This is a genomic window from Sphingomonas sp. RS6 (genome assembly GCF_054489705.1).
Genome location: NZ_JBTMWM010000002.1, coordinates 287,508 through 300,905 on the forward strand (window position 1 = coordinate 287,508; position 13,398 = coordinate 300,905).

Here is a 13,398-nt window from a genome sequence, read left to right on the forward strand (position 1 = left end):
ACCGGCGACGGACGCGCAGGTTCCGTTCAGGGTTCCAGCGCGTCGGTGGCGGGGGCGCCCACCGGTTCGCTCGCGGTCGTCGGCATTCGCGCTTCGAGCGGCGTCAGCCAGCTCGCTGCCTTCCTGCCGATCGAAATCTGGGGATTCGACGCCTCCAGCGATCCCTCGCGCTCCCAGCCCCTGATGGTGGTCCGCGCCTGTTCGGCGGCTTCGCGCAGCGGTTGCGGCGTCCGCAGCGCATGGTTGATCAGCGCGTCGCCGAAAAACGTCCAGTCATTGTCCGCGCGGCAGCCAAAGGAACTGCGCGTTGCCGATGCGGCGGTGAGGATGACGCTGCTGTCAGTGTGCAGGCGTGGAACGAACGCGCCCGAATAGCAGGCGGAGAGGATCAGCAGCCGGTTCCTGATCCCCAGTTCGTCGAGCACCGTCGCGAGCCGGCGGGGTGAAAGCACGCCGAAGCCGGTATCGCCGTCGTGATAGACGATGCCGACATCCGGCGCGCCGTGGCTGGTGAGATAAAGGACCAGCGTGTCCTCGTCCCGGTCCATCACCTCGGCCACCCGCGCGAGCGCAAGATTGAGGGCGGTCAGGCTCCCTTGCGCCAGTGCCTCGCCATCGTGACCGTCCGGACCGGCCAGTGTGATGCTGCGGCCTGCCGCATCATAGCGTCGGGCGAGGACCGTGCCGGCCTCGCGTGCCTCGCGGGCGAACACCGGATCGCTGTCCAGCCCGACGCTGACGACATAGGCATCGACCATGCCCTTGCGTTGAGGCGCCAGCCTGGCGAGCGCGGCATCGAGCCGGCGGTGCTGGGCAAGCGCGTCGGCCGCGCCGATGCCGCGGTGCAGTTCGGGGCCGGCATCGATCCCCTCGATCCCCCGTTTGCCCGATACCAGTCCCGGCCAGTCCGTCGTGTGCTCGGGCGGGCGGGTCTGGGCGGCGGCGGCGGTGGTGAACAGGCACGCGAACGCGAAGAGCAGGGTACGGATCGGCACGACGATGTCCCTCGGGGGGCGGGGGCGATCACTCTTGACGCTGCAGGGCCGGTGTCAAGCTGCCGTTCGCTTCGCCTGCAATGCCCGGCCCTCGTCCAGTGCGCGCCGGAACCCGGCCAGGGACTGGGCGCCGGTGACGAGCAGCGGGCCGAACATATAGCCCGGCGTCCCCGGCAGGCCGATTGCGAAGGCGGTGGCGGCGGTGTTGCGCAGCACGCGTTCGATGTCCGCGCGGTGCTGCTCCATGTCCGCGACGATGGTGGCCCAGTCCGCGCCGGCGCCTTCGACTGCCGCGCGAAGCACGGGCGGATCGAGCGGCCGCCGCTCGGCCATCAGCGCACGGTGGACCGCGTCGTAGCGATTCTGGCGGATCGCCGCGAGCGCGACTCGCGCCGCCGCTTCCGATCGCGGACCGAACACCGGCCATTCGCGAAACACCAGCCGGGCGCGGCCGTCGCGCGCGCAGGCATCGCGCAGCGCCGGCTCGGCGGCGCGGCATGCCGGGCATTGGAAATCGCTGAAGGCGACGATCGTCAGCCCGGCATCGGCGGGGCCGATCGCGGGCACGTCGCGGTCGCCCAGGATCGCCATCGCCGGCCCGCTGGCAGAGACGTCGCGCCCGATCGGGGCGGTGCCGCGCAGCAACCGGCTCGCCGCATAGCCGCCGGCGCCGACGGCGATCAGCATCGCCACGTCGCGCCTGCCAAAGGCCCGCGCGCTCATCGGCGATGTGCCGCACAAACAAAGGGGCCGGCGACAGATGCCGCCGGCCCCCGGATTGTGCGCTGCTGCGGCAACGATCAGTACACGCGCTTCTTCGGCTTGATATAGTCGATCGCGTCGGTGAGCGTGTAGTCGTGGACCGGGCGGTAATCGATCGCGGTGGTGCCGCCCTTGCCGCCCCAGCCGTCGAACGTCGCGATGGTGTGCTTCATCCAGCCGGCGTCGTCGCGCTCGGGGAAGTCCTCGTGCATGTGGGCGCCGCGGCTTTCCTTGCGGTTGATCGCGCTGCGGATCGTCACCATCGCCTGGCCGAGCAGATTGTCCAGCTCCAGCGTCTCGACGAGATCGGTGTTCCAGATCAGCGAACGGTCGCTGACATGCACATCCTGGAAGCCGGCATAAACCTGCTCCATGTGCGCGACACCCTCGGCCATCAGCTCGTCGGTGCGGAACACGGCGCAGTGGCGCTGCATCGTCTTCTGCATGTCGGCGCGGATCTGCGACGTGCGAGTGCCGCCGTTCGCGTTGCGGAAATAATCCAGACGGCCCAGCGCCATTTCTTCCGAGCCCTTGGGCAGCGGATGATGCGGCGTGTTGGGCTTCAGGATATCGACGATCCGCTTGCCGGTCGCGCGGCCGAACACCACGAGGTCGATCAGCGAGTTGGAGCCGAGGCGGTTGGCGCCGTGCACCGACACGCAGGCCGCTTCGCCGACCGCGAACAGGCCGGGGACCACCGCATCCGGGTTGCCGTCCTTCAGATGGACGACTTCGCCGTGATAGTTGGTCGGGATGCCGCCCATATTGTAGTGGACGGTCGGGACCACCGGCAGCGGCTGGCGGGTGAGGTCGACACCGGCGAAGACCTTGCCGGTCTCGGTGATGCCGGGCAGGCGCTCGGCCAGGATCTTCGGGTCGATATGGTTCAGGTGAAGGAAGATATGGTCCTTCTCCTTGCCCACGCCGCGGCCTTCGCGGATCTCCATCGCCATCGAGCGCGACACGACGTCGCGGCTGGCGAGATCCTTGGCGGACGGCGCATAGCGCTCCATGAAGCGCTCACCCTCGGAATTGGTGAGATAGCCGCCTTCGCCGCGCGCACCCTCGGTGATCAGCACGCCCGCGCCGTAGATGCCGGTCGGGTGGAACTGGACGAATTCCATGTCCTGCAGCGGCAGGCCGGCGCGGAGCACCATCGCGTTGCCGTCGCCGGTGCAGGTGTGCGCCGAGGTGGCCGACTGGTAGACGCGGCCATAGCCGCCCGTCGCCAGCACCACCGCATGGCTGCGGAAGCGGTGGATCGAGCCGTCTTCCATGCACAGCGCGATCACGCCGCGGCACTCGCCATTTTCCATGATCAGGTCGAGCGCGAAATATTCGATGAAGAAGTCCGCGTCGTACTTCAGGCTCTGCTGGTACAGCGTGTGCAGCATCGCATGGCCGGTACGGTCGGCCGCGGCGCAGGTGCGCTGCGCGGGCGGGCCTTCGCCCATGTTCTGCATCATGCCGCCGAACGGGCGCTGATAGATCTTGCCCTCGTCGGTGCGGCTGAACGGCATGCCGGCATGCTCGAGCTCGTACACCGCGGCCGGGGCCTCGCGGGTGAGATACTCGATCGCGTCCTGATCGCCGAGCCAGTCGGAGCCCTTGACGGTGTCGTACATGTGCCAGGTCCAGTGGTCCGGACCCATGTTGCCGAGGCTGGCGGCGATGCCGCCCTGCGCCGCCACGGTGTGGCTGCGCGTCGGGAACACCTTGGTGATGCAGGCGGTCTTGAGGCCCGACTGCGCCACTTCCATCACCGCGCGGAGGCCCGAGCCGCCCGCGCCGACGACGACGGCGTCATAGGTGTGGTCGATGATCTTGTAGGCGGCGGGCATCAGGCAGCCACTCCGGTGAAGGTGAAGGCGACCTTCAGGATGGCGAAGATCGCGAGCACACGGACGGTGATCGTGAAATATTCGAGCAGGGCAATCAGCACGAAGCGCGTTTCGTCATGCTGATAGTCCTCGATCACGACCTGCAGGCCGTGACGGAAGTGGTAGGTGACGCTGAGCACCAGGAGGATCAGCGGCACCGCGACCAGCGGCTGGGCCATCCAGCCGGCGACAGTCGCGTAATCATAGGCCGGCAGCAGCGCGATCGAGACGATCAGCCACAGCACCAGCAGCAGGTTGGATCCGGCGGAAACCTTGTGCTTCCACCATTCGCCCGCGCCTTCATGCGCGGAGCCGAGGCCGCGGACGCGGCCGAGACGGGTGCCGTTACCCATGGGCCTTCTCCAGAAGCACGACCCAGAAGATCGCAGTGGCGAGGATGCTGAACGCGAAGGTGGTGAGCGCGCTGCGCTTGTTGGCGCGCAGCTCGAAATTCGCGCCGGCATCGAGGAACAGGTGGCGCACGCCCGAGCCCATGTGCTGGAAGAAGGACAGGCTGAGGCCGATGCCGACGATATAGCCGAGGATGTTGAGCTGGCCGCGCTTCACCGTGAACACGTCGACAAAGGTCGCATAGGCCTGCGGGCCATAAGCGAGGGCGACCAGCCACCAGACGAACAGCGCCGTGCCGACGGTCGCCATTCCGGAGCCGGTGGCGCGGTGAATGATCGAGACCGCCATATGCGGCCCCCATTTATAGATGCCGAGGTGCGGCGACAGCGGTCGCGCCGTATTGCGGACATTGGCCAACGATGGGTTCCTTTCGGGTCGACGCTGGCCTCCTTAATCCCGCTTGACGAGGATGCAAGACGCATTGCCCCTTCGGACAGCATCGTCTGGCACCAGTCCGCGGGCGTTATGATCCTAACCGCGCCTTAACCAGTGGCGCGGCATAGCCGGGGGATGACACGGCCAGCATTGCGGCCGATCACCGGGGAATCATCGCGTGACGACTTCGACATCGACCCAGGCACTGGCTGCATCCGGCACGATGAGTGCGCGGATCGACGTCCAGGCCCGGCTCCATGCGTTCGACTTCGAAGGATCGCTGATCCAGTCGAGTCGCGAATGCTGGGAAGTGCTTGAGCCCGAGATCGAGGGCGTCTCCGCAGCCTTCTGGCAACAATGGGTCCGCTGCTTCGCCGATCAGCGCGACTGGGTAGAACATGACACGGCGAAGATGATCGAAATCGGCATCACGTTCCTCAAGAACCGCTTTCTCGACACGACCGGCAATGCATGGATCGAATCGATCGAGCGCTCGGTCGCGTCGGCCTATGCCGGCGGGGTGCCGCCGATGGCCCTGCTGTCGATGATCAGCGCCAGCGACCGCGCCGCGCTCGAGGTGCTGATGCGTCGCGTCGGCAGCGACGACCAGCGACTGCCGCGCATGATCGACACGCTGATGCGGCTGTCGGCGCTTGAGGGCGATATCACCGTCGATCTCTACAACATGTATCGCGAGCACAGCGCGCAGGTGGCACGCGACCGTCTTGCCCGCGAGTTTCGCGATTCGATCGGTGCCACCGTCGAGCATGCCTCGCGTGAAGGCGAGCAGCTTCGCGACCAGGCGATGCACACTTCGGCCGCAGCCCGCGGGATGCTGGGCAAGGCGAGCGAGGTTGCGGCGGCGGCGGAGCAGTCGGCGGTGGCGATGCGCGAGGCGGCGATGACCGCCGCCGGGCTGATCCGAGCGATCGAGGATGCGCGCAGCGAAGTCGAGGCGGCGGCCGGCATCGCCACGCGCGCCTCCAGCCAGGCGAGCGACGCGGTGGGGATGAGCGAGATGCTGTCCGATCACGCCAAGTCGATCGAATCGATCCTGGGCCTCATCCGCGACATCGCCGGGCAGACCAATTTGCTGGCGCTCAACGCGACGATCGAGGCGGCGCGGGCGGGCGATGCCGGGCGCGGCTTTGCCGTGGTTGCGCAGGAGGTGAAAAGCCTCGCCAACCAGACGGCGCGGGCGACCGACGATATCGCCGCCAAGATCGCGGCGATCCAGTCCGCCACCCGCTCGACGGTGGAGACCAACGCGTCGATCCGCTCGACGGTCAGCGAGGTTCAGGAAAGCGCCAACCGCATCCGCACCGCGATGGAGGTGCAGGCGCAGACCGTCACCGCGATCACCGCCGCCGTCGACGAAACCGCGCTGGCGGCCGACTCCATGTCGGCGACGATCGGCGCGATCCGCGAGGATACCGAAGCGGTTGCATCCGACATCGATCGGGTCGGCCAAGGTTTTGCCGCGCTCGATGCCCAGCTCGGGACGCTCAAGGGCAGCGCCGGCGAATTCGTCGCAAAGGTCGCGGCGTGATGGAGAAGAACATGCCTGTCAGCCATGAGCCCGGCCAATGGGGTTCCGGCATGCGGTCGCTCGCCGAATGGCGGCGCGACTATGATTGGGACGGCACGCTGCTCCAGGGTTGCAACGAGATTGCCGACCTGCTCGACGGTGCCTGGGAAGCGATCACGCGCGCCTGCCAGCATCATGTGCTGACGACGCCAGCGGGGCAGAAGCTGCGCGCCAGCGTCGAGCGCGAGGATTATATCACGGACGGCATGACCTTCTTTCGCACGCGCTATCGCCATCCGTTCGAGGCCGATTGGACGCGGATCATCTGCGACTATGCCATCGCGACGCAGCGGCAGGGTGTGTCGCTGCCGGCGCTGCTCGGCCAGTTCGCCTTCGCGCACAGCCAGACGATCGCGGCGCTGCAGGCGGCGCTCGCCGACGATGCGCCCCGGCTCGCAAGGCTAAGCGACACGGTTCAGCGGATCGCGATGGCCGAAGTCGATCTGATGACGGGGCATCTCGGCGCCCGTGACGCCGAAACTGTGATCGAGGAGCGCCGCACGCGATCGGAGCAGTTCCGCGCGAGCATCGCCGAATCGATCGAAGGCGCGACGATGCTCGGTAATCGTATCCGCGTGCAGGCGCAGGGCGCGTCGAGTTCGGCGCGCGGGATGCTGGGCAAGGCGAGCGAGGTTGCGGCGGCGGCGGAGCAGTCGGCGGTGGCGATGCGCGAGGCGGCGATGACCGCCGCCGGGCTGATCCGAGCGATCGAGGATGCGCGCAGCGAAGTCGAGGCGGCGGCCGGCATCGCCACGCGCGCCTCCAGCCAGGCGAGCGACGCGGTGGGGATGAGCGAGATGCTGTCCGATCACGCCAAGTCGATCGAATCGATCCTGGGCCTCATCCGCGACATCGCCGGGCAGACCAATTTGCTGGCGCTCAACGCGACGATCGAGGCGGCGCGGGCGGGCGATGCCGGGCGCGGCTTTGCCGTGGTTGCGCAGGAGGTGAAAAGCCTCGCCAACCAGACGGCGCGGGCGACCGACGATATCGCCGCCAAGATCGCGGCGATCCAGTCCGCCACCCGCTCGACGGTGGAGACCAACGCGTCGATCCGCTCGACGGTCAGCGAGGTTCAGGAAAGCGCCAACCGCATCCGCACCGCGATGGAGGTGCAGGCGCAGACCGTCACCGCGATCACCGCCGCCGTCGACGAAACCGCGCTGGCGGCCGACTCCATGTCGGCGACGATCGGCGCGATCCGCGAGGATACCAAGACCGTCACGACCGAGATCGACACGCTCCAGCACGACGTCACCGAGGTTGACGACCGGCTCAACCAGTTGCGTGCGGCGGCGGACAGCTTCTCGGCGTCAGTGGCGGCATGAACGGCGCAACTTGATCTTTGCCCGTCCGCCGTGCCAGGCGCCGCGCGCATGTCACGATTTTTGCCTTTCGCGCTGGTGGCGCTGTGCCTTTGGGGAATGCCTGCACGTGCGCAGCAAGAGGATGCGCAGGCCTGGGAACAGTTGAACGTCGTGGTTCCGCTGGTGCCGCGCGTTCGCGTGACGATCGAACAGATCGGGCGGGTGAGCGATCGCCAGGATGGCGTCTACACCACCGAATATGGCGCGATCGTCGGCTGGCAGGTGCTGAAGGGCGTCGAACTCGGCATGGGCTATCGGCGCGTCGGCTTTCACAGCCTCAACAGCGCGCCGGACGAGGATCGGTTGCGCCAGCATATCGTATTCACCAGCGGGCGCTTTGCCGGGCGGCTTCGCGTAGACGAACGGTTCGTCACGACCGCGAGCGGGATCGGTGTCCGCATTCGGCCGTTGCTGCGCTACAATCTGCCGCTGTCACCGAAGCGTGTGGCGCTGTTTGTCAGCCACGAAAGCTTTCTGCTGGCGAACAGTACGCGATGGGGCCAGCGCGCCGGCTATGAACGGATGCGCAACATCCTCGGAGTGGCGCTACCCTTTCGCAAGGGGGTGAACGCCGATATCGGGTATCTCAACCAGTATCGGCTTGGGCGGAACGGCGCCCGGCCGCAGATGGACCATGCGCTGAGCATCCAGCTCACGATCAATCTGGGCGCGCTCGGGATTGCGCCCCTGCACGATTGAGCGGCGCCGCTCAGCCCAGCGTGCGGCGGTAGAAGGCGAGGGTGATCGCCATCGACTGGAGGAACAGCGCCGGATCGTAGCGCGGCCCTTCGTCGCGCAGGAACGCATGCTGCGCATTCATCTCGTGCCATGTGTAGGCGACGCCGTGCGCTTCCAGCCCGGCGCGGATCGCCTCGCGCCCGGCAAAGGGGATGTGCGGGTCCTGCCGCCCCCAGACGAACAGCATCTCGGCCTTCAGATCGGCGATGCGGGCGAGGCTGTCATCGGCCCTGCCTTCGCCCAGCGTCCCCGAATGGATGTCGGTCGGGTAAAAGCACGCTGCGGCCGAGACACGGGGATCGAGCGCCGCGCGATAGGCTAGGTGTCCGCCCAGGCAAACGCCGAAGCTGCCGAGCCGGCCATTGCACGCCGGATGCGCGGTGAGCGCGGTAAGGGCGGCGGCGGCATCGGCGTCGAACGCGGCGACGGGCTTCGTGAATTTCAGCTCGTTGCCGCGATCCGTGCCGGCGGGATCATAGGCGAGCACCGTGCCGGCGGGTTCATATTCATGATAGACCTCGGGAACGGCGACCACGAAACCGTTCCCCGCCAGCATCGCCGCCAGCCGCCGGATCGGCGCGGTGACCTGGTAGATCTCGGAATAGATCACGATGCCGGGAAACGTCCCTTCCACTGCCGGCCGAAACCAGTGAATCCGCATCGCCCCGCTGCCGGGAACGTCGACATCGGTGGTTTCGTCGCTGCGCAAGATCATCGAGGGCTCCAGGTGCCGTGGTGGGAGGCGATCGGGGGCGCCGTAGCCCCGAAATCTGTGGCTGGGGAAGCAAAAGCGTGCCTGCCATTGATCATTGCCCCAGCCCTCGCGGCATGGGAAGGTCGACGGCAGCAGAAGCGAAGTGCGGAAATGCGATGGTGAGGATGGTGAGGCGGGTACTCGGGTTGGGCGTATTGCTGCCGTGTCTGGCGCCGGCTGCGGCGCAGCCTGCAGAAACGGTCCGGCACACGTGCAAGGTTATCGAGGTGGCGTACACGGCTGCGATTGAGAGCGTGGAGCCAGCCTATCCGGTGGATATTCGGCCCTCTTCTCGCCGACTGGAACTTGCTCTGTGGGTAGAGGAGTTTCGGTGGCCCACAGGGCTTTCATCCGCCGAGTTCGAGGCGTTGAAGGTGCGCGAACCGGCCTATGTCGTTGACGGGTTTCGGCCGCTTTGCGTGCCAACGGTGCGAGCATCGCAGACGAAAGACAAGGACGGACATCTGCAAGCCGTTTCCTTCACCAATCCTGTCTTTTCTGCCGACGGGCACCTCGCTGTCGTGGAGGTTTCCTTCCATGAGAACCATTTCGGCTACGGCATGTTTTGCGTCGTTCGGCGCGAACAGGACACATGGTCCGCGCAGTGCCAACGAAGCTGGATAACCTGAAGTCGCGTCCAAGGAACGGGAGTTCGGGCCATTACAGCAGGCGAACGCTTTGCCCACGGGGTGACGCGCCCGCGTGCCCGCGCTAGGGCTGCCCCCATGACCACCCATATCCTCCTCACCGGCAGCAGCCGGGGCATCGGCGCGGCGACGGCGGCGCTGCTGGGCGACGATGCGCGCGTGAAGCTCGTCGGCCAGGGCACGCGCAGCGGCATCCCGGCCGACTTCACCGATCCCGCCGCCCCGCGGGCGCTCTGGGACCAGGCGCTCGACGCGCTCGACGGCCGGATCGACGTGCTGATCAACAATGCCGGCATCTTCGAGGCGAACCCCCTTGATGCCGAGCATGACGACTGGGTCGAGGGTTGGGAGCGCACGATGCGCGTCAACCTCACCGCCTCGGCCGAGCTCTGCCGTCTCGCGGTGCGCCACTGGCAGGACCGCAAGAGCGGCGGCCGCATCGTCAACGTCGCCAGCCGTGCCGCCTATCGCGGCGACAGCCCGGCGCACTGGCATTATGCCGCCTCCAAGGCGGGCATGGTCGGCATGACCAAGTCGATCGCGCGCGGCTATGCGGGCGAGGGCATCCTTGCCTTCGCGATCTGCCCCGGCTTCACCATGACCGGCATGGCCGACGACTATCTGGCGAGCCGCGGCGGCGACAAGCTGCTGGCGGACATTCCGCTCGGCCGCGTCGCGAGCCCGGAGGAAATCGCCGCCATCGCCAAGTTCTGCGCGCTCGACGCGCCCCCCTCGATGACCGGTGCGGTCCTCGATGCCAATGGAGCCAGCTATGTCCGCTGAGATCGACAGCTGGAAGGTCAGCCTGCCCTGCACCCGCGCCGAGGCCGAAGCGATCGACGCCGGCATGATCGAAATCGACGCGGTGCTGATGACCACCGAGACGGTGGAGGACGATGTCGAGCATTGGCGGCTCGACGCGTATCTGGAGCACGAACCCGACGCCGCGATGCTTGCGGCGCTCAAGGCGCTGGTGCCGAGCGCGGGCGATGTCGCGCCGGAGGTCGAGGCGCTCACCGCGCAGGACTGGGTTACGCTGAGCCAGGAAGGGCTGGAGCCGATCCGCGAGGGGCGCTTCGTCGTCCATACCAGCGCGCATCCGGCCGAGGCGTCGGAGGGTGGCCGCGCGTTCCTGATCGATGCCGGCCGGGCGTTCGGCACGGGGCATCACGCGACCACATCGGGCTGCCTGGCGATGATCGACGGGATGGCGGACAAGCGGTTCACGAACATCATCGACGTGGGCACCGGCACCGGGCTTTTGGCCTTTGCCGGCGCGCATCTCTGGCCCGATGCCAAGGTGATGGCGACCGACATCGACCCTGCCGCAATCGACGTGACGCGCGAAAATGCCGCAGCGAACGGGATCGAGGGCGTCGATCTGGTCGTCGCCGATGGCGCGCTTTCGCACGCGATCACCGCCAAGGCGCCCTATGACCTCGTCATCGCCAATATCCTGGCCGGGCCGCTGGTTTCGATGGCGCCGGAACTTGCCGCGATCGCCGCGCCAGACGCGACGATCGTGCTGGCGGGTCTGCTGGAAACGCAGCGCGAGCAGGTGGTGGCGGCGTTCGAGGCTTGCGGGTGCAGGCTGGAGGCGGTCGATCGGCGCGGCGACTGGTCGATCCTGAGGCTCGCCGCCGGCGCCGAGCGCTATGTGCCGACCACGCCGCCCGACCCCAAGGGGCGCGACGGCTGGGCGCTCGATATCTGATGCGGCCGCTCAGGCCCTGCTTCGCGCATGGGCCTGGGTGCCGCGGGTGATGACCCGGTCGTCGGGCAGGATCGTCGCGATCGGGATGTCCGGCTGTGGCAGGATTTCGGCATAGAGCGGCGCGAAATCGGTTTCGACCGTCTGGCGCAGCAATTCCTCGAAGCTGGGGATGACGAAATAATTCTGCTGGAAATCGTCGATGCGATAGTCGGTCCGCATCACCCGCTTCATGTCGAAGCCGATGCGGTTGGGGCTGTCGCTCTCCAGCGCGAAGATGCTTTCGGCTGAGCTGGAGACGATGCCTGATCCATAGATGCGCAGCCCCTCCGCCTCCTCGATCAGGCCGAATTCCACCGTGTACCAATAGAGCCGGCCAAGCTGCTTGAGCGCCCCCAGGTCGAGCGCGCGCATGCCGCCGCGGCCATAGGCCTCAAGATAATCGGCGAACACCGGGTCCGCGAGCATCGGCACATGGCCGAACACGTCGTGAAAGACGTCGGGCTCCTGGATATAGTCGAGCTGGTCCGGCCGGCGGATGAAATTGCCCGCGACGAAGCGGCGGTTCGCCATGTGATCGAAGAACACGTCGTCGGGGACAAGGCCGGGCACCGCCACCACCCGCCACCCGGTCAGCTTGCTCAGCCGATCGGACAGTTCCTCGAAATTGGGAATGCCCGCCTCCGAAAGGCGCAGCGCCTCCAGCCCCTTCAGATAGGCCGAGGAGGCCCGGCCCGGCAGCAGCTTTGCCTGGCGCGTGAACAGCGTGTCCCAGGTGGCGTGCTGCTCGGGGGTGTATGCGTCCCAGTCCTGCGGTATCGTCCAGTCGGGTGCTGCACCCTCGGGTGGGCTGGCCAGCACGTGCGTGTCGTTGTTCATGGGCGGGGCATAGCATTTGGACGATGTCCGTTGAAAGGCTGCTGCATCCGGAACGGGATCGCACGGAGGGAGTGGGCGCGATGAAATGGACGTGGCCGGTTCCGCTGTCCCGGCATCAGCCGCCGCCGCGCCTCGCCATGCTCGCAGAGACGCCGCGTGCCGTTTATGGCCTCGCCGAGCTTGCTGGCCAGTGGCGGGCGCTGGGGCAGGCGCCGCGCGGTGACGGGCGGCCGGTGATGATATTGCCCGGACTGTTCAACAGCGACCGCGCCAATCTGGTGCTGCGGTGGCATTTGCACCGGCTCGGCTATGATGCGCGCGGCTGGGGGATGGGGCGCAATCTCGGCGCGCGGACGATCGGCGCCGATGGCGAGCGACTGATGGCCGCGATCGAGGCCCGTGTGCGCGATGCGGGCGAACCGGTTACGCTCATCGGCATCTCGCTCGGCGGGATCATGGCGCGGATCGCGGCGCGGCGGCACCCCGAATGGGTTCGCGCGGTTGTCACGATCAGTTCCCCCTATGCGGGCCATCCCCGTGCCACCAATGTCTGGCGGCCGTTCGAATGGCTGAGCGGCGAGCGGGTCAGCGACGCGGCGGTGATCGATCGGCTGTCCGAGGCGGCTGCGGCGCTGCCGGTGCCCGCCACCGCAATCTGGAGCCGCAGCGACGGGCTGGTGAACGGCCTCAATTGCCGGACGCCGAATGCCCGGGCGGTCGAGGTCCGCAGCAGCCATTTGTGGGTTCAGATGCGCGCGGCGGTGCTCTCCACCGTGGCCGAGGCACTGGCGCGCGACGACCACGGCGGCGGCACAAGCGGCGATCGGGGCAGTAACGGTTCCCGTTAGGCGCAGGCAAATCGATGAACCGTTGGAACAATGCCGTTGCTCGTCGATTGCCGCTAACGATCAAGCGTACGCCTTTTCGATCGAAGCAACAAAAGGGTTAATCAAAATGAAGCACAAGTTGGTCATGGCCGCTGCGGCCGTGGGGCTCGTCGCACTCGCGGGCTGCAACAACACGCCGCGCGAGCAGGCAGCCGAGAACATCGAGGCGACTACCGATAACATCGCCGACAATTACGAGGCGATGGCCGATAACGCCACGACCGACGCGGCCGAGGATGCGCTCGACAATCGTGCCGAGGCGGTTCGCGACCGGGGCGACGCGATGGCCGAAGACGTGCGCACGAACGACGCCGACACCAATCTGAAGAACGGCATGTAATTTCGCTGGCTCGGATCACGCCGTTCCCACGCAGGCGGCGTGATCGGAAGGGGGCAGCCGCTTG

The 13,398-nt window shown here is 67.2% G+C and carries 15 protein-coding genes; 8 read left to right on the forward strand and 7 right to left on the reverse strand.

What is annotated here, in order from left to right; all coding sequences use genetic code 11:
• Window positions 1-26: 26 nt before the first annotated feature.
• The 5 genes from ACX40Y_RS06050 to sdhC all read right to left on the reverse strand — a co-directional run bounded on the left by ACX40Y_RS06050 (window position 27) and on the right by sdhC (window position 4,405).
• On the reverse strand, window positions 27-995 hold the full coding sequence (locus ACX40Y_RS06050) for a C13 family peptidase (RefSeq protein ID WP_459118647.1): 969 nt from the start codon (window positions 993-995) through the stop codon (window positions 27-29).
• 54 nt (window positions 996-1,049) lie between these two features.
• A complete protein-coding gene (locus ACX40Y_RS06055) occupies window positions 1,050-1,718 on the reverse strand; it encodes a DsbA family protein (protein ID WP_459118648.1) in 669 nt (222 codons plus the stop codon).
• Between the two features lie 77 nt (window positions 1,719-1,795).
• Window positions 1,796-3,598 carry a succinate dehydrogenase flavoprotein subunit gene (gene sdhA, locus ACX40Y_RS06060; RefSeq protein WP_459118649.1) on the reverse strand — a complete coding sequence of 601 codons (1,803 nt, stop codon included), beginning with the start codon at window positions 3,596-3,598 and terminating at the stop codon, window positions 1,796-1,798.
• Complete coding sequence (gene sdhD, locus ACX40Y_RS06065; protein ID WP_459118650.1) at window positions 3,598-3,990, reverse strand: succinate dehydrogenase, hydrophobic membrane anchor protein; 393 nt, start codon at window positions 3,988-3,990, stop codon at window positions 3,598-3,600. Before sdhD ends, sdhA begins: the two co-directional genes overlap by 1 nt.
• Complete coding sequence (gene sdhC, locus ACX40Y_RS06070) at window positions 3,983-4,405, reverse strand: succinate dehydrogenase, cytochrome b556 subunit (RefSeq protein ID WP_459118651.1); 423 nt, start codon at window positions 4,403-4,405, stop codon at window positions 3,983-3,985. The genes sdhD and sdhC overlap by 8 nt, the downstream gene beginning before the upstream one ends.
• 241 nt (window positions 4,406-4,646) lie before the next feature.
• Here sdhC and ACX40Y_RS06075 point away from each other — a divergent pair, with 241 nt between their 5' ends.
• The 3 genes from ACX40Y_RS06075 to ACX40Y_RS06085 all read left to right on the forward strand — a co-directional run bounded on the left by ACX40Y_RS06075 (window position 4,647) and on the right by ACX40Y_RS06085 (window position 8,077).
• On the forward strand, window positions 4,647-5,972 hold the full coding sequence (locus ACX40Y_RS06075; protein ID WP_459118876.1) for a methyl-accepting chemotaxis protein: 1,326 nt from the start codon (window positions 4,647-4,649) through the stop codon (window positions 5,970-5,972).
• 11 nt (window positions 5,973-5,983) lie between these two features.
• The gene (locus ACX40Y_RS06080) at window positions 5,984-7,339 is read left to right on the forward strand and encodes a methyl-accepting chemotaxis protein (RefSeq protein ID WP_459118652.1); all 1,356 of its coding nucleotides are present in this window, start codon (window positions 5,984-5,986) and stop codon (window positions 7,337-7,339) included.
• A 96-nt stretch (window positions 7,340-7,435) separates the two neighbouring features.
• Window positions 7,436-8,077, forward strand: coding sequence for a DUF2490 domain-containing protein (locus ACX40Y_RS06085; protein WP_459118653.1), 642 nt, complete (start codon window positions 7,436-7,438; stop codon window positions 8,075-8,077).
• 10 nt (window positions 8,078-8,087) lie between these two features.
• Here the strand turns inward: ACX40Y_RS06085 and ACX40Y_RS06090 are convergent, their stop codons facing one another.
• Entirely contained in the window at window positions 8,088-8,831 is a 744-nt protein-coding gene (locus tag ACX40Y_RS06090; protein WP_459118654.1) for a dienelactone hydrolase family protein, read from the reverse strand.
• A gap of 185 nt (window positions 8,832-9,016) precedes the next feature.
• Between ACX40Y_RS06090 and ACX40Y_RS06095 the strand changes: the two genes are divergently transcribed.
• From ACX40Y_RS06095 to ACX40Y_RS06105, 3 genes are all read left to right on the forward strand, one after another.
• The gene (locus ACX40Y_RS06095; protein ID WP_459118655.1) at window positions 9,017-9,499 is read left to right on the forward strand and encodes a hypothetical protein; all 483 of its coding nucleotides are present in this window, start codon (window positions 9,017-9,019) and stop codon (window positions 9,497-9,499) included.
• Window positions 9,500-9,595: 96 nt separating this feature from the next.
• Window positions 9,596-10,300 carry an SDR family NAD(P)-dependent oxidoreductase gene (locus tag ACX40Y_RS06100; protein ID WP_459118656.1) on the forward strand — a complete coding sequence of 235 codons (705 nt, stop codon included), beginning with the start codon at window positions 9,596-9,598 and terminating at the stop codon, window positions 10,298-10,300.
• Window positions 10,290-11,231: a 50S ribosomal protein L11 methyltransferase gene (locus ACX40Y_RS06105; protein ID WP_459118657.1), complete on the forward strand. Its 942-nt coding sequence runs from the start codon at window positions 10,290-10,292 to the stop codon at window positions 11,229-11,231. The genes ACX40Y_RS06100 and ACX40Y_RS06105 overlap by 11 nt, the downstream gene beginning before the upstream one ends.
• A gap of 9 nt (window positions 11,232-11,240) precedes the next feature.
• On the opposite strand, the gene phhA is transcribed toward ACX40Y_RS06105, so the two are convergent.
• The gene (gene phhA / locus ACX40Y_RS06110; protein WP_459118658.1) at window positions 11,241-12,107 is read right to left on the reverse strand and encodes a phenylalanine 4-monooxygenase; all 867 of its coding nucleotides are present in this window, start codon (window positions 12,105-12,107) and stop codon (window positions 11,241-11,243) included.
• An 80-nt stretch (window positions 12,108-12,187) separates the two neighbouring features.
• On the opposite strand from phhA, the gene ACX40Y_RS06115 reads away from it, so the two are divergent.
• Together ACX40Y_RS06115 and ACX40Y_RS06120 are read left to right on the forward strand one after the other, a co-directional pair.
• Window positions 12,188-12,955: an esterase/lipase family protein gene (locus tag ACX40Y_RS06115; RefSeq protein ID WP_459118659.1), complete on the forward strand. Its 768-nt coding sequence runs from the start codon at window positions 12,188-12,190 to the stop codon at window positions 12,953-12,955.
• 106 nt (window positions 12,956-13,061) lie between these two features.
• The gene (locus tag ACX40Y_RS06120; protein ID WP_459118660.1) at window positions 13,062-13,334 is read left to right on the forward strand and encodes a hypothetical protein; all 273 of its coding nucleotides are present in this window, start codon (window positions 13,062-13,064) and stop codon (window positions 13,332-13,334) included.
• Window positions 13,335-13,398 lie beyond the last annotated feature (64 nt).